Source organism: Sorangium sp. So ce426 (assembly GCF_051475585.1).
Classification (GTDB): Bacteria; Myxococcota_A; Polyangia; order Polyangiales; family Polyangiaceae; genus Sorangium; species Sorangium cellulosum_B.
This window is the reverse complement of record NZ_CP150341.1, coordinates 11107931-11132917: the sequence shown is the minus strand read 5'-3', so window position 1 is coordinate 11132917 and position 24987 is coordinate 11107931. Positions and strand designations below refer to the sequence as shown.

The following is a 24987-nucleotide window of genomic DNA, read 5'->3' as shown; positions in this document are numbered from 1 at the left end:
ACGGGGAGCAGGGAGACCGGGGCGATGGTTCAGGGTAGCCGGGGCAGTGAAGTCGAGTTGCCGGAGCAGCGGGGCGGCCGCTCTGACGGCCCGGTCCAGGGAGATGGCGCGAGCGGGCAGCCGGCCACGGCGGGAGGAGATGCCGGCCGCTCGACGCGTGATGTGAATCGCCTTGCGGAGCCGCCTCGCCGCGGTACAGGCGCCCATGAGACGCCACGTGGGATGACCGTGGGCGTCATCACCCCCTACCTGGACGGCTCGTTCTGGAACCCGGTCCTGACGGGTATCCACGAGGCGGCGCGGCAGCACGGCTGTCGCATGCTGGTGATGCGCGGCACGGCCGCCTCGCTGAAGGCCCCTTCGCTCGCCAGAGAGCAGGTGGACGGGTGGATCGTCGTGATCGGGGTGGACGGCATCGAGCGGCTCGCTGCCGAGCGGGTCCCGCTCGTCGTCGTCGGCACCCATGTCCACAAGGGCGACTGCCCGTCCGTGATCCCGGACAACCACAGCGGGATCCGGGGCGCGGTGCGCCATCTGCTCGGACACGGGCACCGGCGGATCGCGTTCGTCGGCTGCTTCCACGAGTCCGATGTGCGCGAGCGCTTCGACGCCTACCGGGAGACGCTCGCCGAGGCGGGGATACCGCTCGATCCGGAGCTGGTCATCCGGACCGACGACAACTGGTATACCGGCGGCGAGAACGCCGCCCCGCGGCTCATCGCGCTGCGGAACGCGTGCACGGCGGCGGTCTTCGGGACGGACAAGAACGCGATCGGGATGATGCCGTCGCTGAAGGCGGCGGGCGTCCGCATCCCCGAGGAGCTGGCGATCGTCGGCTTCGACGATGTGCCGGAGGCGCAAACATCCGACCCGCCGCTGACCACCGTGCGCCAGCAGTTCGAGATGCTGGGGAGCGCCGCGTGTGAGCTCGTCGTCTCGATGCTCTCCGGCGAGACGGCTCTGCCAGAGCTCGTGCTCACGCCGAACACGTTGATCCCGCGGATCTCGTGCGGATGCGACGTGGTCCAGAGCTTCCTCGACGAGGACGCGGCGTCGGGGGAGCACGGCGGCGGCGACCTGGATCGACGGATGGTCGAGCTGCTCCTCGCGCCCCGGCCCCTTCCGCCCGAGACGCCGCCTGCCGCGGTATGGCCGGGGGTCGCCCTGGTGATCGAGGCGTATGAGGCGGCGATCGAGGGCGCCGCGCCCCCTCCGGCGAAGGCGCTGGAGCGCGCCTACAAACAGGCCGTCGACATCTCCTCCGATATTGGCACGTTGATGGCGATCGTGCGCCTGCTCCGCCGGTCCCACGAGCGGCGCCGCGAGCGGCTGGGCGGGGATGCGGCGTCCGCGCAGCGGGTCGAGGCGTTCCTGGACGGCGCGCACCTCTCGATCGCCCGGGCTCGGCTCAGCGTCGAGGCCGAGTTCGTGGCGCAGCTCGGGATGCTCGTGCGGTCCAATCACGACGTGGGCCTCGCGCTGGTCAGCGGCTCCCAGGAGGAATCCATGTCGCTCTCATGGCTCGCGAGGACCAGCGCGACCTGGGCCTGCCTTGCGCTCCGGGAGGACGCGGAGACGCTCGTCGTCGCCGGCGCCTACAGCCGTGACGGCAGCGCGACGCCCCCGATCGGCAGCCGCCATCGGCTGGAGGCGTTTCCGCCGGAGCACCTGCTGCCGCCCGCGGCCGCGAGCGGCGCGCTCATGATGATGCTGCTGCCGATCCGCACCGAGCGGCGCGACTGGGGCGTCGTGGCGCTCATGGGGCCGACCCTCCGCGAGCTGGCCGGCGACGAGGGCACCGTCGGGGTCTGGGCGTCGCTGCTCGCCGCGGCCCTCGAGCGCGGCGAGCTCGTCCAGTCGCTCTCGGCGAAGAACGCGGAGCTGCAGATGGCCTATGCGAGCGAGCGGACGCTCTCGGAGACGGTGCGCGAGCTCGGCTGCCCGCTCATCCCGCTCCTGCCCGGCGTGCTGCTCGTGCCGCTCATCGGCGCGCTCGACCGGGACCGCGCCCTCCAGGTGCTCACGGCCGTTGTCGAGGGGGTGGGCCGGCACGAGGCGCGCTTCGTGTTGCTCGACATCACCGGCGTGCCGGCGGTGGACGCCCAGGTCGCCCATGCGCTGGGCCAGACGAGCCGCGCGGTCGCCCTGCTCGGCGCGCGCCTCTTCCTGGTCGGCGTGCGCCCCGAGCTCGCCAGGAGCCTCGTGGACGTGGAGCTGGGCAGTCTGGCCACGTACTCGTCGCTGGCGGGGGCCCTTCATGAGCTGACGACAGGAGGCCTCCGCCCTGGCGGCGCGAGGCGCCGCGCAGCGCGCATCGCCTGATGGCCGGGTTGCTTGAACTCCGGTGCAGGTCAGCGCTGGCAATGGAAAGCCGTGAACGACGATGCGCGCCTCGGAACAATCCTTGATGAGAGCGGTCCAGGCGCTCGCCCAGCCGGCGGGCGTGCAGCGCGCGCTGTTCCCCGATGTCGTGTGTGTGGGTGACGAGCTCGCGAATGACGTTGACGTCAAAGCCGCAAATCAGAACGATTCGTGCATTTTTGCGCCTTTGCGCTCTTGGCGTCTCTGCGTTGAGCTCTCTCTTCGCTCGCGAGATCACGCACGCGCCCCGGCCGCGCAGGGCCGGCGCTCATAGACACGAGTACACGGCCTCGATCAGCGTCGGCCACCGCGGGTCGCCGCCCTGGCCGCTCGCGATCGTCTGGTTCGGCGTGTAGCCGAACCCGAGGCCCGCGTCGGGGTCGGCGAAGCCGAGCGCGCCGCCGGCGCCGGGGTGGCCGAAGGTCCGCGGGCCGCGCCCGAAGGGGCGCAGGGCGCTCGGCAGCATGAACCCGAGCGAGAACCGGCTCTCCGCGAGGAGGACGGCGTCGAGCCCGGCCGATCGCTCCGCCAGCGCGGCCTCGACCGCCTCCGGCGACAGCACGCGCGCGGTGCCGGCGAGGGCCCCGCCGTTCGCGAGCGCGCCGTACATCCGCGCGAGCGCGCGCGCGTTCGCGTGGCCGTTCAGCGCGGGGATCTCCGCGCGCCGGGCGCGGGCGGTGTTGACGAGGCCCGGCGTCACGAGGTCGCGCGGCCTGGTGAAGGCCATCGAGGTGAGCGACGCCGGGTCGCGCAAGCTCGCGCCGAACGCGCCGCCCAGGCCGCTCGGGCGCGCGATGGTCGGCGGTACCTCGGCGATCCGCCCGTCGTGCTCGGCGCCGGTGCCGATGTGGAAGTCCAGGCCGAGCGGGCCCGCGACGGCCTCCCGGAGGACCGCGCCGACCCGCTGGCCGCTCGCGCGCCGGATCACCTCGCCCACGAGGAAGCCGAACGTGACCGCGTGGTAGCCGTGCCGGGCGCCCGGCTCCCAGAACGGCTCCTCCGCGGCGAGGGCGGCGGTCATGGCCTGCCAGTCGTAGAGCGCGCCCTCCTCCGGCTCGGCGCGGAGCGCCGGCAGGCCGGCGCTGTGGTCGAGCAGCTGGGCCACGAGGACGCGCCCCTTGCCGGCCGCGCCGAACTCCGACCAGGCGGCGGCGACCGGCGCGTCCACGTCGAGCGCGCGCCGCTCCGCGAGCGCGTGGGCGCACAGCGCCACGGCGCCCTTCGTCGCCGAGAAGACGTTCACGATCGTGTCGAAGCGCCACGGCGCGGTCCTCGCCGCGTCCCGGAAGCCGGCCCAGAGGTCGACGACCACGCGGCCGCGCACGGCGGCGCACACGGCGGCCCCGAGCTCGGGAAACCGCTCGAAATTCGAGGCGAACGCCGCGCGCACGGGCGCGAACGCCGGGTCGCAGGAGCCATGGATCGCGAGGTGCATCGGTCGTCCCTTCGTCCCTTCCTCGGGGCAGCACGGGCCCGGGCGCGCGCGGGCGAGCCGTCCGGCCCTTCGCGCCCGACCCCGATGATGCGCAACCCATTTTGCGCAACCTTGGTTGATGAATAGGGCCGCCGCCCGCGGCCGTCAACGTCATTTGCGCAACCTCGGTTGCGGGTTACACGCTCCGGCCGTGAAGCCTGCGCGCCCGGACGAGGACCTCGTGCTGCTCTTCGCCGCCATCGCGGCCGCGAACAGCGACGAGGTGATGCGCCGCGTGGAGCGGGCCGGCCACGGGGATCTCCGGCCGAGCCATGGATACGTGTTCCAGCACCTCGTCCCGGGGCCTGTGAAGGTGAGGGAGCTCGCGGAGCGGCTCGGCATCACGGCGCAGGGCGCCTCGAAGGCGGTGGCGGAGCTGGAGCAGCTCGGCTACGTGCGCCGGCGCGTCGCCGAGGACGACCAGCGCAACCGGCTCGTGGAGCTCACCGACCGCGGGTGGGCGGCGGTCGAGGCGGGGCGCGCCGCGCGCGCCGCGGTGAACAGGCGGCTCCGCGCGCTGCTCGGCGAGGAGCAGGCCGGCGCGCTGCTCGCGTCGCTCCAGCGCATCGCGGAGCGCACGGGAGGGCTCGAGCTCCTGTCCTCGCGCCGGCTCCGCAAGCCGTAGCGCGCCCGGGTCCGATCCGGCGGCTCCTCTCGTAGCGTCGAGGACCCAGGCGTCGAGGTGCGGCGCGCGTCTCAGTCGCCTGGCGCGGCGGGCGCGAGGAGCGACGTGTCGATGCGCAGCACGCGCGCCGTGAAGGGCCCCTCGCGCGACGCCTGCGTGCGCATGGCCACGGTGAGCTCCGTGCCGAACGCGGAGACATCGACGGGCGGGTGCTGCTCGTGCAGATCGTTGAAATAGCTCTCGCCTCCGATCGCGGGGAGCGGCAGCGTCACAGCGACCTCGGGCGCGCCTCCGGCGGCAGGCACGCGCACGAGGCGCAGCTCGCCGCGGCTCTCGTCCGCCACGGTGTGGCCGACGCACACCCGCTCCAGGTTCATCTCCCGCACCTCGTAGGCGATCGTCTCGTCGATGTGGCTGATCAGGAACGCGATCCACACGTCGCCATCGCTCGTGCGCGCGGCCGCGAAGGCCGACCATTGGAGCCCGGAGCCCACCTCGTGGCATTCGGCCGGGCAGTCCAGAGACGGGGGCGGGGCGGGGGTGACGCCGCCCTCGCAGTCGTAGTCGTACGTGGGCGGCGCGGTGCCGGGGATCGCGACCTCGTCGAAGCCGTCGCCGTCGCTGGCGCTCGCCAGCCGCAGCCCGTCGGGGTGCCGCACGACCGCCGCGAAGCGCGGAATCGTCGCTTGTCCGGCGGGCTGCGGCGGCGGGACGGGCTCGTAATCGAGCGGAGAGCTCGCGTAGAACGGGGCGCCGAGGCTGCGCTCCGTGGTGCCGTCGAGCACCACGAGCTGCCAGTTCCCGGAGAGATCTTCGACTTCGACGAACCCGAACGAAAGCGGCGCGCCGTCGGGCGCGAGGGCGAAGCGCGGCCAATCGCTGCCGCTCGGCCGGCTCGCCTGCGCGACGTCCCAGGCGCCGCTGGACGTGCGCGTCGCGTGCACGGGGCTGTCGGGCGCATTCGTGTTGATCCAGATGTGGGGTTCTCCCCGGGAGTCCACCGCGACATCGAGGACCGGCATGTAGGGGTCGTCTCGATCGAACACGAGCTGCTTCCCGGTCGCGCCGCCGGCGAGCGGCAAGAACACGATACGACCGCCGCGATCGTCGTCACCGCCGCCCTCTGTCTCGTTCACCGCGGCATACGCGGTTCCGTCGGGCGACAGCGCCACGCTGACGCTGTCGCTGTCGGTCAGCACGTCGAAGTCGCGTTGCGTCGCCCCATCGCCGTCGAGCTCGAACAGCCGTGTCGGGGCGTCGCTGCTCGTCACGAGGTACGTCGCGCCCGCCGCCGGAACGGCTCGCACCCCGCCTGCTGCAAAGTCGGAGTCGGTGCACGTCACCTCCACGTCGAGCGTGATCGCGCAAGGCGCGCCCGCGGGACAGGCGTCGCCGTGGTCGCCCCGCCGCGAATCGCACGTCCCCGGGGCGCCGCCCGCGCCGCCCTGACCGCCCGCGTCGCCCTGACCGCCCGCGTCGCCTTGGCCCCCGGCGCCGCCGGTCCCTCCTGTGCCAGATGCCGTATTGCCCTGACACCCGAGCGTCAGCGACAGGCCGGCGAGCATGCCGGTCCCGAGGATTCGAAGGATGTTCAACTGCAATTCTCTGTGCATGAGCGCTCGCCTCCCTGCGATGCGCTGGCACTCAGCACCAAACATACCAGTCGATTTTCTGCGCAAAAGCCGGCGTCCTACGCGATGGCTTGTGCCGCTCTGTGTCGGAATGGTCATTCACCATGAGCCGCACCCGTGGTCACCTGTCGAGCTGCCGGAGCTCCATCGTGTCGATGCGCAGCACGCGGGCCGTGAAGGGCCCCACGCGCGACGCCTGCGTGCGCATGGCCACGGTGATCTCCGTGCCGAACGCGGAGACATCGACGAGCGGGTGGCGCTGGTACACATCGCTGAAATGGCTCTCGCCTGCGATCGCGGGCAGCGGCAGCGTCACAGCGACCTCGGGCGCGCCTCCTTCGGCAGGCACGCGCACGAGGCGCAGCTCGCCGCGGCTCGCGTCCGCCGCGATGTTGCCGACGCACGTCGGCAGATCGGCGTTCTGCACCTCGTAGGCGATCGTCCAGTCGAGGTGGCTGATCAGGAATGCGATCCACACGTCGCCGTCGCTCGTGCGCGCGGCCGAGAAGGCCGACCATTCGAGCCCGGAGGTCACCTCGTGGCAGTCGGCCGGGCAGCCCGGCGACGGGGAGTCGCCGAAGCCGCGCTGGCAGCTGTACGTCGGCGTCGCTGTGCCGGGGATCGCGACCTCGTCGACGTCGCCCTCGCCGGCGCTCTCCAGCCGCAGCCCGTCGGGGTGCTGCACGACCGCAGCGAAGCGCGGAATCGTCGCTTCACCGGCGGGCTTCGGCGGCGGGATGGGCTCGTAACGGACCGGCGAGCCCGAGGGGACCGGAGCGCCAAGGCTCCGCTTCGTGGCGCCGTCGAGCACCTGGAGCTGCCAGCTGTCGGAGCCCGCCTGGACCATGCCGAACGAAAGCGGCGCGTCGTCGGGCGCGAGGGCGAAGCGGGGCCAACCGCTGTCGGCCAGCAGGCTCGCCGGCGCGACGTCCCAGGCGCCGCCGGACGTGCGCGTCGCGTGCTCGATGACCTCCGGCGCGTCCGTGAGGATCCAGATGTGCGGCTCGCCCTGGGAGTCCACCGCGACATCGAGGACCGGCACGTATTTGTCGTCGCGATCGAACACCATCTGCTTGTCGGCCGCGCTTCCGGCGACCGGCAGGAACACGACACCGCCGGGATAGCCGTCCCCGGTGCCTTGCGTCTCATCCACCGCGGCGTACGCCTTTCCATCCGGCGAGAGCGCCACGTACACGGCATTGGACTGCACGTCGAAGTCGCGTTGGGTCGCCCCGCCGCCATCGAGCTCGAACAGCCGCGTCGGGGCGTTGCTGCTCGTCACGAGGTACGTCGCGTCCGCCGCCGGAACGGCCCGCACCCCGCCCGCTGCGAAGTCGTACCCGGTGCACGTCACCTCCACGTCGAGCGTGATCGCGCAAGGCGCGTCCGCGGAACAGGCGTCGTCGTGGTCGCCCCGCTGCGACTCGCACGTCTCCGGGTCGCCGCCCGCGCCGCCCGCGCCGCCCTGACCGCCCGCGCCGCCCTGACCTCCTGCGCCGCCTGCGCCGCCTGCGCCGCCTGTGCCAGCTGGCACGCTGGTATCTCCCTGGCATCCGAGCGTCACCGACAGGCCGGCGAGCATGCCGATCCCGAGGATTCGAAGGATATGATTAGGCAATTCCCTGCTCATGAGCGCTCGCCTCCTGGCGATGCGCTGCCACTCAGCACCAAATGTGCCAGTCGAGCTCCTTCGCAAAAGCCCCGGTTGCGCTCGATGACCTGTGCCGTTCTGTGTCGGAATGCTCGTGCTGTTCGCTGGCCCGTTGCAGGCGCGGGCCCGACGACCACGCGCCTGCCGCGAGCTCGGAGCGCCTCAAAGATTCATGCCGCCTGAGGCCTCGATGCGCTGGCCGGTGATCCACTGGCCCTCGGGCGAGAGCAGCACGGCGACCGCGCCGCCGATGTCGTCGGGGAGGCCGACCCGGCCGAGGGCGGTCTGGGCGGCGATCATCTTGTTCAGCTCGGCGTTGTCGCGCACGACGCCTCCCCCGAAGTCGGTCTCGATCGCGCCGGGCGCCAGCGTGTTCACCGCGATCTTCCGCGGCCCGAGCTCCTTCGCCAGGTAGCGGGTGAGCACCTCCACCCCTCCCTTCATCGCGGCATAGGCGGCGTAGCCCGGGAAGCTGAACCGCGTGAGCCCCGACGAGACGTTGAGGATCCGCCCGCCGTCCGCGATGAGCGGGAGGAGCTTCTGCGTGAGGAAGAACGTGCCCTTGAAGTGGACGTTCATGAGCGCGTCGAACTGCTCTTCGGTCGTCTCGGCGAAGCTCGCGTGGCCGCCCATGCCGGCGTTGTTCACCAGGTAATCGAAGCGATCGCGCTTGAAGCGACCGGCGAGCTCCGCCTTCACCGCGGCGGCGAACGCGTCGAATCCGCGGGTGCTCCCCAGATCGAGCGCGATGGCCGCCGCCGTCCTCCCCTTGGCCTCGATCTGCTTCACCACGTCCGCCGCCTCCGCCGCGGCGCCGCGGTAGGTGATGATGACGTCCACGCCGCGATCCGCGAGGTGGAGCGCCATGCTCTTTCCCAGCCCGCGGCTCCCGCCGGTGACGAGGGCGACGGGGCTACGCTTGGATGTGCTCATGGTCGGGTCCTTTCGATGGCGACGCGGCTGCCCGCCGCTGTCCGTGGCGGCTGCTCGCCGCTGTCTGCGACTGTGAATAGCGACCCGATCCCGGTTGCGGAAGGCCCGAGGCTCCGACACACTGTTTCGCCAATCGAAACAATGACCGTCGACGTCGGATCGCTGAAGATCTTCGTGAAGGTGGCGGAGCTCGGCAGCTTCACGCGCGCCGGCGAGCACCTCGGCATGCCCAAGGCGCGCGTGTCGCTGCGGCTGAAGGCCCTGGAGGCCGAGCTCGGCACCAGGCTCCTCCAGCGGTCGACGCGCGTCGTGCGCCTCACGCCGGACGGGGAGGAGCTCCTCCCGCGGGCGCGGCGCCTCGCGCTCGAGGCCGACGAGCTCGGCGCGATGTTCCAGGCCGCGCGGGGCCTGCGCGGGCGGGTGCGGATCGATCTGCCGGTGAACTTCGCGCGCGACGTCATCATCCCGCGCCTGCCCGAGCTGCTCGCGCGCCACCCCGAGCTCGAGGTGCTCCTCAGCACGACCGATCGGCTCGTCGAGCCGCTCCGCGAGGGCTTCGACTGCGTCCTGCGCGTCGGCGCCCCGGGGGGCGACGGCCTCGTCGGCCGCAGGCTCGGCGTCCTGCGGATGGTGAACCTCGCGAGCCCGTCCTATCTGCACCAGTACGGTACGCCTCGCCGGATCGAGGATCTCGATCGGCACCTCCTCGTGCATTACTCGTCGACGCTCGGCGCCGAAGCGCCGTCATTCGAGTACCCCCACGACGGCGGTTACCGCGAGTGGCCGATGCGCAGCGTGGTGACGGTCAACAGCGCTGACGCCTATCTCGCGGCGTGTCTGGCGGGCCTGGGCATCATCCAGGCGCCGCGGGTAGGCAAGTTCGCCAGCATCACCGCGGGGGAGCTCGTCGAGGTTTTACCCTCCCTCACGTGCGCGCCGATGCCCGTCTCGCTCCTCCACACGCACGGCAGGAGCGTGCCGCGCCGCGTGCGCGCGGTGATGAGCTGGCTCACCGAGGTGCTCTCTCCGCACCTCGAGGCGCTCGCCCGCTGATCCACGCGCTCCCGGCCGGCGAGCCCTCCCGCTCGACCCCGCGAGGGCTCACGCCGCGCGCCCCGGCGCGATCCGCAGCCGACCGAACTCCGCCACGAAGCCCTCGCCGAGCGGGCTGCAAGCATAAAGGCCGCACTCCACCTCGCGCGCGCCGTCGTCCTCGTGCAGGTGGGCCATGCGGATCTGCGTCCACGCCGCGCCGTCGTCCGAGCTGTCGACGAGGTAATCCGGCCCCTCCCGCCGGACGCGCAGCCAGATCTCGCGACGATCCGAGGGAAATGGCTGGGTCGACCAGTCGCTGTAGCCCGCGTTCGTCACCACCGCGCCGAGCCGGCTCGGGCCGTCCGGCTCGAACTCGACCGACGTCTTCAGCCAGCACGACTCCGCGATGCGCACCATGAGCCCTGCCTGGTCGTACTGGTGCGCCGGCCGGAACCGCACATGGCAGGTCATCACGAAGTCGCCGCCGGCGCGGGTGAAGAGGAAAGGCCCGTTGTCGTTGCGAAAGCCGTAGTGCGTCCGCTGCCAGTAGTCCGTCTTCGCGGCGGGCTCGACGACGAGCACGCGCCTCTCCGGCTCCACCGCCCAGCGCGCCGGCGGGTTGCGCCACGTGAGCCGCGGATCGATTCCAGCGTTGGTAAAGCCCTCTTCCAGAAGCTGTCCTGTCATGACGCAGACCTCCGAGTGCCGCACCCGCGCGCGGGCGAGGGCCGGGAGGCTACCACGGAGCGCGCGGCGTCCGGGGGCGCCCCGCTGCGATCGGCCGCGCCGCTCATGCCGAGGGCTCGCGCGGGCCGAGCACCGCGTCGTAGAGCTGGTCGAGATCGAAGGGTTTGGCGAGGAACCGCGCGAGCCCGAGCTCCGCGGCCCGCTCCGAGACGTCCACCGCCGCGCTCACGAGCACCACGCGCACCGCCGGATCGACCCGCGCGCGGATCGCCCTCGCGCAATCGTCGGGGGAGAGCCCGGGCATGAAGTAGTCGCACAGCACCGCCCGCAGCCCGTCGCGCTCGCGCTCGATCAGCGGGAGCGCCTCGGCGCAGGCGGAGACCTGGAGGCACTGGAGCCCCCACTCGGTCAGGCTGAGGGCGACGAGCTCCCGGAAATCAGGGTCATCGTCGATGACCAGCACGAGGTTTCGCACCATGTTCCCTCTGCCAGCTAGCGCCTCAGCTCCAGCGAAAAGACCATGAGGTCACCGGGCCTCCGCTCGATCCAGAACCTCGCGCCGTGGAGCCGGGCGATCCCCTGGACGAGGTGGAGGCCGACGCCCGTGCTGCGCGGCTCGCCACGCCGCCCCTCGAACGCGACGACGGCGAAGGGCTCCAGCAGCTTCTCGAGGTCCTCCGGGAGATCCTTCCCGCCCCGGACCTCGACCGTGATGAGCACGCGCGCGGCGGCGCCGGCGTCGATCGTGACGAGCACCGGATCGTGCTCCAGCGCGATGGACACGGCCTGGACGAGCAGGCTCCAGAGCGCCTGCTCGACGAGCTCTGGATCGCCCAGCATGTGCGCGTCTCCCCGGGGCACCAGGCGAATGCTGTGATCTTTGGCCACGAGCTCGAACTCTCCGATCACCCGGCGGGCGAGCTCCTCGACGTCGATCGCCTCGGGCCTGAAGGGGAGCTCGCCTCCGGAGATGCGCGCCGACCACAGGAGATCCTGGACCAGGCGGCCGAGGCGCGTCGCCTGGCGATCGATGATCGCGAGGGCGCGCTCGCGGATGGCCGGGTCGTTCCGGTGGGCGAGCGCCACCTGCGAGAACCCCTTCATGGTGGTGAGCGGCGTCTTCAGCTCGTGCGCGGCGACGGCGAGGAACCGGTCGCGATCCTTGTCGCGCTCGGCGATGGCCTTGAAGCTCGTGTTCAGCGTGTGGGCGAGCACGGCGAGCTCGTCGTCCCCCCGGTCCTCGAGCGGCTCGTAGACGCCGAGCTCGCGAAAGCATTGGACGGCGGTCACCATCCGGTGGATTCGCGGCGCGATCGCGCGGCGCACCGCGAGGCCGAAGAACGACGCCGCCATGACGCCCCCGAGGCCGACGGTCATGAAGACGAGGAGGATGCGCCGCCGGATGCGGTCGAACGCGTCATAAGCGACCTCCATGTAACGCAGGTTGATCTTGTGCAGCCTGACGAGGGCGCCGCTGAGGTTCTCCACGTCGGCGCGCCGCACGTGCGGCGCGGCGAGCGTCGGGCCCGCGAGCCCGGTCGTGCGCTCGATGTGCGCCACGGCAGCGGCGATGGTGTCCGCCGCCTCGCGCTCTTCCTCCAGGAGCGCGAGCTCACCGGCCCGCGCGAGCGCAGCGCGGAGGTGAATGGCCTCCGGCAGGGTCGAGGTCGCCGTCAACCACTCGCGCTGGTACCGATCGATGAAGGAGCGGAGCCGCATCATCGGCTCCCGGATCTCCTCAGCGACGTCCGACGGCGGGCGAGCGAGCAGGGGATAGAGGGCGTTCGATGACTCGATGCCGCTGCTGATGACGACGAACGGCTGGAAGACATAGTGACGCAGGTAGGATGTCTCGAGAGCCAGCCGCTTGAGCGCGACGATGGACATCGTGATGCCCAGGGCGGCCAGGATCAGCTGGCTGAACACGAGCAAGGAAAGCCGCCTTCCTATGGACATCCTCCCCGAAGGCCCGTTGCCCCCGCCGCTCGGAGGCGAGCCCGCGTGCTGAGCGCGTTGAGACCACCGAGGCATCGGCCACCTCCTCGGTGTCGCCGTGGAAGCAAGGGAGGCACCACGACAAGGCCGGAGCGACCCTGGCGATCGACCCCTCCCGCTCGTCCGCTATTGCGGCCGCCCCTGAGCGATCCAGCTCTCGACGAGCTGGATCTCCTCCGGCCCGACCGCGGGTAGCCCGAGCGGCATCCCGCGCACCGCCGGATCGGCGCGGCCCGCCTCCTCCGCCTGCCGCGCCAGCAGCGCGGCGACGAGGCGAGGGGCGCCGTCCGGCCCGCGCGAGAACACGCTCCGCCGCTCGCCCTGATCGTCGACGTAGCCCGCGGCGATCCCCTCGTACGTGGCGAGGTTCAGCCCGCGCGGCTTGAACCCGAAGCCGCCCGTGTTCCCGGGCCCGCCGTCGCCGAGCGCGTAATCCGGCTCGGAGTGGCAGTGCCTGCACGTGACGCGGAACACCCGGCGATCCACCTCGGCGTACGTCACCCGCCGCGACAGCAGCGGTAGCCGCTCGGGCGCGCTCGCCGGCGCCCGCGGCGAGCGCGCCGCGGTCGTGACGAAGGCCGCGATGTCCCGCGCCTCGGCGGGCGACATCGGCACCTGGGGCATCGGCGTGCCCGGCTTGATCGCCGCGGGGTCGAGCACCCACGCGACGAGATCGGCGGGCTCCATCCGGTCGCGCGCGTGCCTCAGATCCGGCGCCAGGGCGATCGCGGCCCGCGTCTCCCTCTCCATCCCCTTCACGGGCGCGACCGCCGTCACCCCGGCCGCCCCGGAGAAGGCGTGGCACGTCCCGCACCCCTTGGCCTCGTAGAGCTCGCGCCCCCGTGCCGCGCTCGCGCCCTCCAGCGGCGCGCTCGGACGTTCGCGCTCCTCGCGGCGATCGCGCGTGAGGTAGGCCGCGATATCGCTCGCCTGCTCGGGCCCGATCGCGAGCCGCGGCATCGTCGCGTGCAGGCGCGGGCGCACGTCGTGCGGCGACAGCAAGAAGGCGCGGATCCAGTCGCGGCGCAGCCTGTCGCCGGCGGCGGCGAGCGACGGCACGTCGCGCAGCTGCACGAGGTTCTCGTTCCACCGCTTCATCGCCGCGGCCGGCGCCTGGAACCGCCCCGCCGCGATGTCCTGGTGGCACTGGACGCAGTGGGCGTCGCGCGCCGCGGGCGCCTGCCCGGTCCCGTCGTGGCAGCGGTTGCACTGGAGCTCCGCGACGAGCCGCTCCCCGCGCGCCGGATCGCCGGCCGGCGCCGCGGCCACGGCGGCCGGAGCGGCTGCCGCGGCGCCCTGGTCGCTCGCGCGCGGCGCCGCGGCAGGCGCAGACCCTCGCGCGTCCTCGGAGGTACACCCCGCGGCGCCCGAGGCGAGCGCCGCGAGCAGGGCGAGCAGCGGGCGGGCGCGCATCGGCGTCAGCTCTGCGGACCGACCGCGCCGCTCGTCCGGCAGAGCGCCTTGTTCTGCGCCATCGTCTCGCACCGGGTGGCCGCGGCGTCGTGCCCCGCGTTGTCCCCCGAGAGCGCGCGGAGCCGCGCCAGCGTCGCGTACGCCTCGGGGCTCGTCACGAGGTCCTTCTCCGCCAGATCGCCGAGCAGCCTGAGCGCCTCGCCGCGGTGCTCGGGCGCCCTGGCGAGCGCCTCGCCCAGGTCGGTCTGGAGCGCCGGATCGTTCTTCCGCTGCTCGTTCAGCCGGCGCAGCGCGCGGATCGACCAGTCGATGTTCCCCTTGCGCTCCTCGGCCGACGCCCCGCCCCACGTCTCGAGCAGCTCGCGCGGCAGCTGCGGTCCGACCTGGAGCGCCCCGTCCGCGCGCGCGGCGGCCACCGCGAGCACGCGGAAGGCCCGGTTGATCAGCGGGTCCTTGTCATGGGAGATCCGCCGGATCTCGGGGAACATCCGGATCACGCTCCCCGCCGCCGCGGTGAACCGGCCGTCGTGAAGCGCTTGCTCGGCCTGGGCGATCCCCATCACGCGGTGGTCGATCGCGGGCATGATCTCGACTCCACCGCAGGCCGACGCGTCCGCCGAAGGGACGAGGGCGGACGCGATGAGAGCACAAAAAAGCGTGAATCGAACGGCGGGACCATTCATGGAAGGACCTCCTCGGGAAGGCTGCGCCGGCGCGCCCCGTCGCTCATCGGGCGCTGCCGATCGACTGTGACAACGCTCGAGGAAAAAATGTTGCTCCCCCGATCGCGATCTCGAGGGAAGGCTCGAGGGAAGGCGCGCCGTGCTCCGCTCAGCCGGCCGAGCTCCCGCGCAGCGGATGAGAGCGCTCGTGTGAGCGCCGTGTGGGTAAATATGCGCCAGTGCGATGCGGTGGTTGCCTTGGTGCGCGGCCCGGTGTCCAATGCGGGCCTTCCAAGGAGATCCGCCATGTTGAAGAAGCGGCGCGTCGCGATCGCGGTCCTGCTGGCCCTCGCCAGCGCGCTCGCGGGGTGTAACAGCAGCAGCAAGAAGGCCGACTGCGCGAGCCCCGAGGTGTTCTGCGTGGGCCTCGTCACCGACATGGGCAAGATCGACGACAAGTCGTTCAACCAGTCGGCCTGGGAGGCGATCCAGCGGGCGCAGAAGGAGCTCGGCGCCACGACGCAGTACATCGAGACGACGGATCCGAAGGACTACCCCAAGAACATCGGGACGTTCGCCGAGGAGCGGTACGACGTGGTCGTCACGTCGGGCTTCGGGCTCACGGAGGCGACGCGCGCCGCGGCGGATCAGTTCAGCGGCGTGAAGTTCATCGGCATCGACCAGTTCCAGATCGCGAACAAGCCGAACGTCGTGGGCCTGGTCTTCCCCGAGGACCACGGCGGCTTCCTCGTCGGCGCGCTGGCCGCGATGATGACCAAGACGGGGAAGATCGGCGCCGTGCTCGCCACCGACGCCGTCCCGCCCGTGTGGCGGTTCGGGGAGGGCTTCCGCGCCGGGGCGCGCCACGTCAAGCCCGACATCGAGCTCAGCGTCGTCTACCACAACGACGTCGGCTTCGATAAGACGTTTACCGATCCCGAGTGGGGGAAGACGACCGCCGTCTCGATGATCGACAAGGGGGTCGATATCGTCTTCGGCGGCGGCGGCAAGACGGGCAACGGCGCGCTGCTCGGCGCGGCCACGAAGGGCGTTTACGCCATCGGCGTCGACACCGACCAGTACTTCACGGTGCCCGAGGCCCAGAAGGTCCTGCTCTCCAGCGCCGTCAAGCTCATCTCCGACGGCACCTTCGACCTCATCAAGGCGGCCAAGGAGGGGAAGCTGCCGTCGGGGAACTTCCAGGGAAAGTCGGGGTATGCGCCGTATCACGATCTCGACGCCAAGGTCCCCGCCGAGGTGAAGGCGAAGATGGAGGAGCTCCGGAAAGGGCTGCTCGACGGGACGCTCAAGACGGCGGTGCCGCCGGCCAAGGGGCCGTGATCGCCCTGGGCTCTTGAGGATGCGAGAGAAGCTGATCCGGCGCCTCGAGTCGTTGCACCGGCGCTTCCGGCGCCTCCGGCCGCTGCTCCTGCCGGCCCTCTCGGTGTTCACCGCGATGGTCCTGGGCGGCGTCCTCATCGCCGTGGCCGGGGGCAACCCGCTCGAGGCCTACGCCGGCATGCTCGAGGGCGCGCTCGGGTCGCCGCGGGCGGTGAGCGAGACGCTCGTGTGGGCGACGCCGTACATCCTGGCCGGCCTGTCGGTCTCGCTGGCGCTCAAGGGCGGCCTCTTCAACATCGGCGCGGAGGGGCAGCTCGCGCTCGGGGCGCTCTCCGCGGCCTGGGCGGGCCACTGGCTGCCGCAGCTCGTGGGCGGTGGCCTGCCCGCGGCGCTGCACGTCCCCGTGACGCTGCTCCTCGGCGCGCTCGCGGGCGGGCTGTGGGCCGCGGTGCCCGGCTGGATCAAGGCGCGCGCCGGGGGACACGAGGTGATCAGCACGATCATGCTCAACTACGTCGCCCTCAACGCGGTCAGCTTCCTCCTGAACGGCCCGATGAAGGACCCGGGCGCGTCCAACGTGCTCTCCCGCACGCCGCTCATCGACGAGAGCGCGCGCCTCCCCGCGCTCGTGGACGGCTTCCGGCTGCACTGGGGCTTCCCGCTCGCCCTGCTCGCGGCGGCGCTCGTCGGCTGGGCGCTCCGGCGGACGACGTTCGGCTTCGAGATCCGCACGGCCGGGCAGAGCCCCGACGCCGCGCGCTACGCCGGCGTGCGGGTGAGCCGCACCGTGATCGCGACCATGGCGCTCTCGGGCGCCTTCGCCGGGCTGGCGGGCGCCATCGAGGTGAGCGCGCTGCACCACCGGCACGAGCTCGGGTTCTCGCAGGGGTACGGCTTCGACGCGATCGCCATCGCCCTGCTCGGCAAGACGCACCCCGGCGGGACGGTGCTCGCGGCCCTCTTGTTCAGCGTGATGCGCAGCGGCGCGACCCGGATGCAGTACCTGACGCAGGTGCCGATCGACGTGATCTCCATCATCCAGGCGCTGATCCTGCTCTTCGTCGCGGCGGACGCCCTGGTCCGGCGCATCTACCGCGTCCGGGGCGAGGGCGAGCGGCTCGTGCTCACGCGCGGGTGGGGCGGCTAGCGCGCCGGATCGGGCGAGGGGCCGGGACCGGAGCGGGGAACGGGAGCAGGGAAGGACGAAGATGGGCTATCGACGCTACGCATTCATCGCGGTGGTCGTGGGCGTGCTGGTCCTCGTCGTGACGCTCGTCGGCGCGTCGCAGGTGCCGCCGCTGACGATCGTGGCCAGCATGGCGGCCACGACGCTGGCCGTCGCCACCCCGCTCACCCTGGGCGCCCTCTCGGGCGTCTTCTGCGAGCGCTCCGGGGTCGTCAACCTCGGCATCGAGGGCATGATGCTCGCGGCGGCGTTCTCGGGCTGGTTCGGGTCGATCTACGCGAGCGCGATCCTGGGGCTCCCGCCGCTGCCGAGCCTGCTGATCGGCGTCGTGATCGCGGTCGCCACCGGCGCCGCGCTGGGGCTCTTGCTGGCCGCGCTTGCGGTGACCTTCTCGGTGGACCAGATCCTCGCGGGGACGGTGATCAACTTGCTCGCCGTGGGGCTCACCGGCTTCTTCAACCGCCAGCTCTTCTTCGGGTCGGGCAGCGTGTTCGGCGGGCAGGTGCCTCACGCGCCGGGCGTCCTTCCGCGCCTCGGCGTCCCGCTGCTCTCGGACATCCCGGTCGTGGGCCCCGTCTTCGAGCAGCAGCCGATCGCCGTCGCCGCCGTCGCGCTTGTCGCGCTGACGCACCTCGTGCTCTTCCGCACGCGGTGGGGCCTGCGCGCGCGGGCCGTCGGCGAGCACCCCCGCGCGGCCGCGACGGTCGGGATCGACGTGGCCCGCGTGCGCTACGTGAACGTCGTGATCGGCGGGGCGATCGCCGGGCTCGGCGGGGCGTATTTCACGCTGGAGTCGGTGCCGTCCTTCGAGCCGCTGATGACGAACGGGCGCGGCTTCATCTCCCTCGCGGCGATGATCTTCGGCGACTGGACGCCGTTCGGCTCGTGGGCCGCGGCGCTCGTCTTCGGCGCGGCGCAGGCGTTCCAGATCAACCTGCAGCTCTTCCGCGACCAGATCCCGCCGTCGTGGTCGTTCCTGCAGCAGTCGTCGGTCGTCGGGCTGGTGCCTTATCTCCTGACGCTGCTGCTGCTGACCGGCGTCATCGGCAAGACAACGCCGCCGGCCGCCGACGGCCTGCCGTACGAGCCGGAGGGGCGGCGGTGACGGCCGTCCTCGAGGCCCGGGGGATCACGAAGCGGTTCTCCGGCGTCCTGGCGAACGACAAGGTCGATCTCGACCTCCGAAAGGGCGAGATCCACGCCCTGCTCGGGGAGAACGGCGCCGGCAAATCGACCCTGATGAACATCCTCTACGGGCTCTTGCGCCCGGACGAGGGGGCGCTCCTCCGGAGCGGGCGCCCGGTCGCGCTGCGCTCGCCGAGCGACGCGATCGCGCTCGGGATCGGCATGGTGCACCAGCACTTCATGCTGATCCCGGTGTTCACGGTCGCCGAGAACGTCGTGCTCGGCGCGGAGCCCGTGCGCGGGGCCCTGCTCGACCGCCGGCGCGCGAGCGCCGAGGTCCGCGAGCTCTCGGCGCGCCACGGGCTGGACGTCGATCCCGACGCCCGGGTGGAGGACCTCCCGGTCGGCGTGCAGCAGCGGGTGGAGATCCTCAAGGCTCTTTACCGGAAGGCGGAGATCCTGATCCTCGACGAGCCCACGGCCGTGCTCACGCCCCAGGAGGCGGACGAGCTGTTCCGCGTGCTGCGGGGGCTGACGGCGCGGGGGGTCTCGGTCCTGTTCATCACGCACAAGCTCAGGGAGGTGCTCGCGGTCGCGGACCGGGTGACGGTCATGCGCGCCGGGCGCGTGGTGGGCGCCGCGATCCCGGCGGAGACGGACGAGCGCGGCCTGGCGGCGATGATGGTGGGCCGCGAGGTGGCGCTCCAGGTGAGCAAGGCCCCGGCGAGCCCCAAGGACGTCGTGCTCGAGGTGCAGCGCCTCGGCGTCGCGGGCCGCCGCGGATCGGGCGCCGACGTGGTGCGCGAGGTGAGCTTCTCGGTGCGCGCCGGCGAGATCCTGGGGATCGCCGGCGTGCAGGGAAACGGCCAGACCGAGCTCTGCGAGGCCATCACCGGCCTGTCGCCGCCCCGCGCCGGGCGCGTTCTCATGCGGGGCCGCGACGTCACCGGCGCGCTGCCCCGCGCGCTCATCGAGCGCGGCGTCTCGCACGTGCCCGAGGACCGCCAGCGCCACGGGCTCGTGCTCTCGTACGCGATCGCGGACAACCTCGTGCTGTGCACTTACTACAAGGCTCCATTCGCCGTGCGGGGTGTGCTCCGCGACGACGCTCGCGAGGAGAACGCGAGGCGGTTGATAAAGACCTTTGACATCCGCGCGCCCGGCCCGGAGACGCCCGTCTCCGCGCTGTCGGGCGGCAACCAGCAGAAGGTGATCCTCGCCAGGGAGATGAGCCGCCCCGTCGAGCTGCTCGTGGCCAGCCAGCCGACCCGGGGCGTGGACGTCGGGTCGATCGAGCACATCCACCGCGAGATCGTGGCGGCGCGCGACGCGGGGGCGGCGGTGCTGCTCGTGTCGGCGGAGCTCGACGAGATCCTGGCGCTGTCGGACAGGATCGCGGTCATGTACCGGGGCGAGATCGTGGCGACGCGGGACGCGGGCGCTGTATCGCGGACGGAGCTCGGGATGCTGATGGCCGGGGTGGTCCCCGGCGAGGAGGCCCCGCCGCCCGCCGCGGAGGAGGTCGACGCATGAGGGGCCGCGCGCTGCGCGCGCTGGCCGTGGCGGCGCCGCTCGCGGCGGCGGCCGCGGCCTCGTTCGCGCCGCCGTCCGCCGCCGCGCCGACGCTGGAGCGGTACCGGTATTTCCGGGCGCTCTCCCTCGACCTGAAGGGGAGGCTCCCGACGCGCGAGGAGCTCGCCGAGCTCGAGTCGCCGGGCTTCGATCTGGACGCCTGGATAGAGCGCCACCTCGACGGCCCGGGGTATGCCGAGCGGCTCACGCGCATCTACATGGATGTCCTGCGGCTAGAGCTCGGCCCGGCGGGGCTGTTCACGCCGGCTGCGACGACGCTCCGCCGGGTGGAGGTGCTCGGCCCGGAGGGCAAGCGGCTCTACGTCTATTACCGCGTCGGCCAGCGCCGCCTGAACCCGGTGATCGACGGCGAGTTCTGCTTCTCCGACGCCGAGAGCGGGCTCGCGGTGGCGGCCTACGCGCCCATCAAGGGGACGCCTGCCCGCATCTCCCGGAAGCTGCTCGACGAGCGGACGACGCTCGTGCGCCCCTACTGGCTCTATCGCGATTACCTCTCCGTCGTCCCGACGCAGCGTTATGGCGACGGGTGGAAGGACCCGGACAGCGCCTATGTCCCGCTGCCCCAGCTCCTTGTCGAGCCGGACGGCAAGACGCCGACCGTCGAGGTCCGGGTCTGCAAGGAAGAGGCGCAGACCGCCGAGGTCGGCCACCTCTACGCGAGCGACATCCCTGCGCCGCCGAAGGGGGCTCCGCCGCCGCCGGGCCGCGCGCGCCCGCCGGTGCGCGAGGATCGTTATGCGAAGGCGCACCGGGGCGAGCCGATCTCGTGCCGGAGCGCGCTCGCGCCCGTGATGAGCGTCGACTGCGGCTGCGGCATCGGCCTCGAGCATTGCTTGCCCGCCGACAGCGCGGGCAGGGATCCGCGCAGCTTCGTGCTGCCGGCGAATACCCCGCTCGGCATCGAGGCGCCCATCGGCTCCGCGCCGCACACGATCACCGGCTGGAACAAGTTCTGGTGGTCGCAGGAGGCGATTCATCTCATGAATCACGTCTTCGCGGCGGATCGCGATTTCCGGGAGATCCTCACCGGGCGCTACACGTTCATCAACGGGCCGCTCGCGCAGTTTTACCGGTCGAGCGCGCCCGCGGCGTGCTGCTCGCTGCACCCGTCGTTCGGGATGCGCGAGGACGAGGCGCCCGTGTTCTTGCCGGGCGCGGTGCCGCCGGTCGTCGCGCCGCACGACGTCTCGGCCTGGACGTTCATCCCCGATCGCGGGCCGCGCGCGGCGGGGATCCTCACGACGCCTGTGTTCCTCACGAAGTATTCCTCGCGGCGCGCGCGGGCGGCGGCGCTCTACAGCGCGTTCCTGTGCAAGAGCTTCACGGCCGAGCACGCGGAGCTCCCGCCGTCGGAGGAGCCCGACCTCATGGTCCGGCCGGGCTGCTCGAGCTGTCATGCGACGCTGGAGCCGCTCGCGGCGTATTTCACGCGGGTCGAGGAGACGACGTGGACCTATCTGCCCGCCGAGCGGTTCCCGATCGAGAACCCGGTGTGCAAGCTGAACGCGGAGGGGAAGACGGGGCAATCGTGCCAGCGCTTCTACGACCCCGTGTTCTCGAGCCGGGAGCGCGGCGTGCTGCGGGGCGCTTATGCCTCGGCGGATCACGCAGAGCGCGGCCCGGCGGGCGCCGCGGCCGATCTCACGCGCATGCCGGAGTTCGCGTCGTGCGCGGTCGAGCGCGTCACCGAGTCGTTCCTGGGGCGGCCGCTGCGCGAGGAGGACGAGGCGCTGCTCGGCGCGCTGCGCGAGCGGTTCGTGTCGCGCGGCTACCGGATGCGGCCGCTGGTCGAGGCGATCGTCCGCTCGCCGGCGTATGCGCGCGCGAGCAACGTGCGGCCCGCGCTGGAGCGGGGCGGGGCGGCGAAGGGCGGGGCGGAGCGGGGCGGCGCGGCGAAGGGCGAGGCGGAGCGGGGCGGCGCGGCGCGCGGCGAGGGGGCGCGGTGATGCAGGGCCGGGGGAGGGCGCCCGGGCGGACGGGGGCCTTCGCCCTCGTCGGCGTGGCCGCGGTGGCCGCGCTGGCCGGCGCGTGCGGCCCGCCGGAGGCGATCGCGCCGCGGCCTGCAGCGCCGCTCCGGGAGACGGGGCGCGTCGCGCAGAGCCGGGCTCCGAAGGAGGATCTGCGGCTCATCCCGGCCGAGGCGTACCTGAGGACCTATCTCCGGCTCTTCGGCGGCCTCGCGCCCGCCGAGGTCGAGCGCCGCGCGCGGGGGGACGACAAGGCGGCGCTGTTCGACACCTGGGGCGACTACCTCGCGGCGCTCGGGCTCCCCGATCACGGCCTGGATCTCCCGCGCGCCACGCAGACCAACGCGCTCATGCTGGCGGCGTTCGAGCGGCTCGGGATCGCGCTCTGCGACCGCGCCCTGGAGCACGATCTCAAGGCGAAGGAGCGCGTCCCGATCGAGCGACGGCTGATCTTCGCGTTCGATCTGCCCGCGCAGGACCCGGACGAGGCGGCGTTCGCCCCGCGCTTCGACGTGCTGCACCGGACGTTCCTGAGCTACCCGTCGCGGCTCGGGCCGCCGGATCGGCAGGGGAAGTTCTTCGCGCTGTACGAGGGGACGGTCGCGCGGCACCGCGCGAAGGGCGCGGCGAAGTCGCGGTTCTCGCCGGAGGAGGCGGGGTGGGCGGCCGTTTGTTACGGGCTCGTGCGGCACCCGGAGTTCCACCTGTATTAGGGGTACGCTCAGCGGGCCCACGGCGCGGCCGGCGCCGCGTGTGGCTCCGGCCGCGCCGGCCGTGCCCTACTCGTCGCACTCCTTGACGTGAAACAGAGCGGAGACGAGCAGCGCGGGATGGCCGTCGAGGGACCGCTGCAGCTCGCAATCACCCGTCGAGAACTCCACCTCGCGCGGATCGCTGCCGATCGTCGCCACGACGTGGCAAAAGCCATCGTAGAAATCGTCTCCTGTGTACATCCCGACATTCGGTAGAGGCTCGCCGCCGTCATCCTCGTGCTTGACGAGCAATGCAATGGAGCTGATCGGCGGGTCGTCGTCGCGCGCGCGGTCCAGGTACATATCTGGCAAGGAGTCATTCAGGTAGCACCCCGTCGACCACCTCTCCCCTGTTTTCACGAACCTCCGTCCATCATCGCCGGTGTCGTAATTCAGCGTTTTACCGTCGAGGGCGACGACCGCCTTCCCCGCGATGTCCGGATGGTTGGCGCACGCCATCGCTGGCAACGACAGCACAGCCAGGAGCGTGAGCCGCGCGCTCGACATGGACATCGTCATCCGCCTCACGGTGTCTTCCACCACATCTCGGAATAGGAACATACGATGTGCGGCTCGCGTCGCTCCAGGGTGCCAAGCACGGCAGCGACGCTGGGGGAGCAGGCGCCTGGCTCTTCCTCCACGAGCGTGGCGCGCATCGCGCTGAGCGGGAGGGGCGAGGTGACGTCCGCGCAGGCCGTCTCCCCGAGGCCGACGGGGAGCCCCGCGTCCATGCGGTCGCTGCATGCGCTGTCCGCATACAAGCCGACTTCGGCGACGCACCTGCCGCCCGCTGGGGGACCACACTCGCACGGAGCGCAGGCGCGGTTGTCGATCAGCTGTTCGAAGAACTCGTGTCGTGTCAGGCCACGCCGGCAGGTCCCCTCGCTGCTGGCCTGCATGCAGGGGATGAACCCCGGCGGTTCCTGTGCCGTGTTGCCGGCGCACACCCGGACGAACCTTGCCGGAACGGGCGGCGGCTCGGGCGTCGCCGAGGGGATGCATGGCGAGAGCGTCGGCGGCTCGTAGACGACGGACGCGAATTCGTCCGGCTGGACGGGCGACGGGAGCGCAGCGCATGTCCCATCCCATCCCGCTCCGGCGTCGAGCGCGATGGAGGTGCTTCCGCCTGGGCAGGTCATCGCGTTCGCCATGACCGTGGAGGGCAGCTCGCACGCCGCCGGACCACATTCGCACGCATCGCATGTGTCCGGCAGCCCTTCAGGCGCGTCAGCCATCCAGCCTTCCCACTTCGGCGGCTGGCCGTCGATACAGGGAGGCGCATCGTCCTCCGCACCTACCCACATCCACAGCACTGGACCCGAATCGGCCGGCGGCGCAAGCAGCGGCACAAACCACTCGTCTTCGCACCCGAGCAGCGCCGTCGCGGAGAGAAACAGCAACATCGGACGTCGCATCAGGAAGGCCTCCGCGCCAGCTTCACCATGCTCTCGCACCGACGGCCCTCAGCGACATCGCCGACGCTCACCATCGAACGCGAACCTCCGCGCCGTGCGCCGCCACTCGAATCTGCGTATCGTTCGGCAACCAGACGTACACGAGGGTGGCCGCGCCTGCTGCCGCCCCGGCGATCAACGCGCTGGTACCCAGGAGACGCATCAGCTTCCCGCTGGCGGCAGTATCGACCATCCCGTTGTAGTCGGGTTGAAATGCGGGATCGAGCTTGCTCATCACCAGGGCGTGATATCGAGCCGCCGTCGCCTCCTGCCCGTACCCCCGCGCGCTCTGCAAGGACACGGTGCCTGCCACCAAGAACCCGATCGAGGCCACCGCGCCCGTCGTGACGATCCGGAAGTCCGGCCCGGGCCGGCCCGCGCCCTGCGGCGGCCCTTTTGGCGCCGCAGGCCCGGGCGCTCCAGGCCCGGAAGCCCCTTTCGGCGGCTGAGCGCGGTCCTTCGGCGGCTGCGCGCGGTCCTCCGGCGCTTGTGCCGGCTTGTCGAACGTGAGCGGCACCGCCTTCGACTCGCCCGCCTCCACCCTCACACCCGCGCGCGCGACCTGCCCCTCCTGCCCGACGGCCATCACCTCGTGCTGGCCAGGCCTCACGTAGACGCGGTTGCCGTCCTTCACCCCCCGGCCGTTCACGAACATGCCCACGATGCCGGGCGGCGGCATGAGGACCACCTCGCCAACGCGCCGCCGGGCCCGGGCGAGGTCGGCGTGCCGGTACTCGACCAGGCGCCGCTCCTCCTCCGTACTCGGGGCCGGCATGTGCTGGACGCACTGCGAGAGCTCCCCCACGGCCTCCTCCCAGCGGCCCATCCGCACGTCGAGCTGCCCCAGGTTGCACATCGCGACGTTCGACCGCTCGATATCGTACGCCACGCCCCACAGCTCCCGCGCCTGCGCGAGGTCGGACCGATCCAGCGCCGCCCTCGCCTCGCGAATGAGCTCCTTGACGGCTTCCGAGCGCTTCGGAGGCGCCTCCGCGCGCGCGGGGGCAGTCGCAACCAGCCCGAGGAGCAACACTGCCCACGACAAAAGCCAGGATGCTGATCGAGGACCTCGCACGCTCCACCTCGGGCGCGCCAACGCACG

The 24987-nt window shown here is 72.1% G+C and carries 21 protein-coding genes; 9 read left to right on the top strand and 12 right to left on the bottom strand.

All coding sequences use genetic code 11. From position 1 onward, the window contains the following. The first annotated feature begins 24 nt into the window (after window positions 1-24). The gene (locus WMF44_RS41795; RefSeq protein ID WP_437295636.1) at window positions 25-2322 is read left to right on the top strand and encodes a substrate-binding domain-containing protein; all 2298 of its coding nucleotides are present in this window, start codon (window positions 25-27) and stop codon (window positions 2320-2322) included. A 307-nt stretch (window positions 2323-2629) separates the two neighbouring features. On the opposite strand, the gene WMF44_RS41790 is transcribed toward WMF44_RS41795, so the two are convergent. Then, on the bottom strand, window positions 2630-3796 hold the full coding sequence (locus WMF44_RS41790) for a serine hydrolase domain-containing protein (RefSeq protein ID WP_437295635.1): 1167 nt from the start codon (window positions 3794-3796) through the stop codon (window positions 2630-2632). A 190-nt stretch (window positions 3797-3986) separates the two neighbouring features. Between WMF44_RS41790 and WMF44_RS41785 the strand changes: the two genes are divergently transcribed. Beyond that, window positions 3987-4460, top strand: coding sequence for a MarR family winged helix-turn-helix transcriptional regulator (locus WMF44_RS41785; protein WP_437295634.1), 474 nt, complete (start codon window positions 3987-3989; stop codon window positions 4458-4460). A 71-nt stretch (window positions 4461-4531) separates the two neighbouring features. Here WMF44_RS41785 and WMF44_RS41780 read toward each other — a convergent pair whose 3' ends face one another. From WMF44_RS41780 to WMF44_RS41770, 3 genes are all read right to left on the bottom strand, one after another. Beyond that, the gene (locus WMF44_RS41780; RefSeq protein ID WP_437295633.1) at window positions 4532-6055 is read right to left on the bottom strand and encodes a hypothetical protein; all 1524 of its coding nucleotides are present in this window, start codon (window positions 6053-6055) and stop codon (window positions 4532-4534) included. 157 nt (window positions 6056-6212) lie between these two features. Continuing rightward, window positions 6213-7709, bottom strand: coding sequence for a hypothetical protein (locus WMF44_RS41775; RefSeq protein ID WP_437295632.1), 1497 nt, complete (start codon window positions 7707-7709; stop codon window positions 6213-6215). 195 nt (window positions 7710-7904) lie between these two features. Further along, on the bottom strand, window positions 7905-8675 hold the full coding sequence (locus WMF44_RS41770) for an SDR family NAD(P)-dependent oxidoreductase (protein WP_437295631.1): 771 nt from the start codon (window positions 8673-8675) through the stop codon (window positions 7905-7907). A 141-nt stretch (window positions 8676-8816) separates the two neighbouring features. Here WMF44_RS41770 and WMF44_RS41765 point away from each other — a divergent pair, with 141 nt between their 5' ends. After that, on the top strand, window positions 8817-9728 hold the full coding sequence (locus tag WMF44_RS41765; protein ID WP_437295630.1) for a LysR family transcriptional regulator: 912 nt from the start codon (window positions 8817-8819) through the stop codon (window positions 9726-9728). A gap of 48 nt (window positions 9729-9776) precedes the next feature. On the opposite strand, the gene WMF44_RS41760 is transcribed toward WMF44_RS41765, so the two are convergent. From WMF44_RS41760 to WMF44_RS41740, 5 genes are all read right to left on the bottom strand, one after another. After that, complete coding sequence (locus tag WMF44_RS41760) at window positions 9777-10397, bottom strand: DUF1349 domain-containing protein (protein WP_437295629.1); 621 nt, start codon at window positions 10395-10397, stop codon at window positions 9777-9779. A gap of 103 nt (window positions 10398-10500) precedes the next feature. Continuing rightward, the gene (locus WMF44_RS41755; RefSeq protein WP_437295628.1) at window positions 10501-10875 is read right to left on the bottom strand and encodes a response regulator; all 375 of its coding nucleotides are present in this window, start codon (window positions 10873-10875) and stop codon (window positions 10501-10503) included. 14 nt (window positions 10876-10889) lie between these two features. Continuing rightward, on the bottom strand, window positions 10890-12323 hold the full coding sequence (locus WMF44_RS41750) for a sensor histidine kinase (RefSeq protein ID WP_437301671.1): 1434 nt from the start codon (window positions 12321-12323) through the stop codon (window positions 10890-10892). Between the two features lie 195 nt (window positions 12324-12518). Further along, entirely contained in the window at window positions 12519-13805 is a 1287-nt protein-coding gene (locus WMF44_RS41745; protein WP_437295627.1) for a c-type cytochrome, read from the bottom strand. Window positions 13806-13810: 5 nt separating this feature from the next. Beyond that, window positions 13811-14389 (bottom strand): hypothetical protein, encoded by a 579-nt coding sequence (locus WMF44_RS41740; RefSeq protein WP_437295626.1) that lies wholly within the window; start codon window positions 14387-14389, stop codon window positions 13811-13813. Between the two features lie 384 nt (window positions 14390-14773). On the opposite strand from WMF44_RS41740, the gene WMF44_RS41735 reads away from it, so the two are divergent. The 6 genes from WMF44_RS41735 (at window position 14774) to WMF44_RS41710 (ending at window position 22392) form a co-directional block, all read left to right on the top strand. Then, window positions 14774-15808: a BMP family lipoprotein gene (locus WMF44_RS41735; RefSeq protein WP_437295625.1), complete on the top strand. Its 1035-nt coding sequence runs from the start codon at window positions 14774-14776 to the stop codon at window positions 15806-15808. Window positions 15809-15827: 19 nt separating this feature from the next. Then, window positions 15828-16955, top strand: coding sequence for an ABC transporter permease (locus tag WMF44_RS41730; RefSeq protein WP_437295624.1), 1128 nt, complete (start codon window positions 15828-15830; stop codon window positions 16953-16955). 61 nt (window positions 16956-17016) lie between these two features. Next, window positions 17017-18099 (top strand): ABC transporter permease, encoded by a 1083-nt coding sequence (locus WMF44_RS41725; protein ID WP_437295623.1) that lies wholly within the window; start codon window positions 17017-17019, stop codon window positions 18097-18099. Then, complete coding sequence (locus WMF44_RS41720; RefSeq protein WP_437295622.1) at window positions 18096-19652, top strand: ABC transporter ATP-binding protein; 1557 nt, start codon at window positions 18096-18098, stop codon at window positions 19650-19652. Before WMF44_RS41725 ends, WMF44_RS41720 begins: the two co-directional genes overlap by 4 nt. Beyond that, entirely contained in the window at window positions 19649-21658 is a 2010-nt protein-coding gene (locus tag WMF44_RS41715) for a DUF1585 domain-containing protein (RefSeq protein ID WP_437295621.1), read from the top strand. Before WMF44_RS41720 ends, WMF44_RS41715 begins: the two co-directional genes overlap by 4 nt. Continuing rightward, entirely contained in the window at window positions 21658-22392 is a 735-nt protein-coding gene (locus WMF44_RS41710) for a hypothetical protein (RefSeq protein ID WP_437301670.1), read from the top strand. Before WMF44_RS41715 ends, WMF44_RS41710 begins: the two co-directional genes overlap by 1 nt. Window positions 22393-22458: 66 nt before the next feature. On the opposite strand, the gene WMF44_RS41705 is transcribed toward WMF44_RS41710, so the two are convergent. The 3 genes from WMF44_RS41705 to WMF44_RS41695 all read right to left on the bottom strand — a co-directional run bounded on the left by WMF44_RS41705 (window position 22459) and on the right by WMF44_RS41695 (window position 24930). Further along, on the bottom strand, window positions 22459-22971 hold the full coding sequence (locus WMF44_RS41705; protein WP_437295620.1) for a hypothetical protein: 513 nt from the start codon (window positions 22969-22971) through the stop codon (window positions 22459-22461). Continuing rightward, a complete protein-coding gene (locus tag WMF44_RS41700; RefSeq protein WP_437295619.1) occupies window positions 22956-23666 on the bottom strand; it encodes a hypothetical protein in 711 nt (236 codons plus the stop codon). The genes WMF44_RS41705 and WMF44_RS41700 overlap by 16 nt, the downstream gene beginning before the upstream one ends. Before the next feature lie 247 nt (window positions 23667-23913). Next, window positions 23914-24930: a tetratricopeptide repeat protein gene (locus WMF44_RS41695; protein ID WP_437295618.1), complete on the bottom strand. Its 1017-nt coding sequence runs from the start codon at window positions 24928-24930 to the stop codon at window positions 23914-23916. Window positions 24931-24987: the final 57 nt, after the last annotated feature.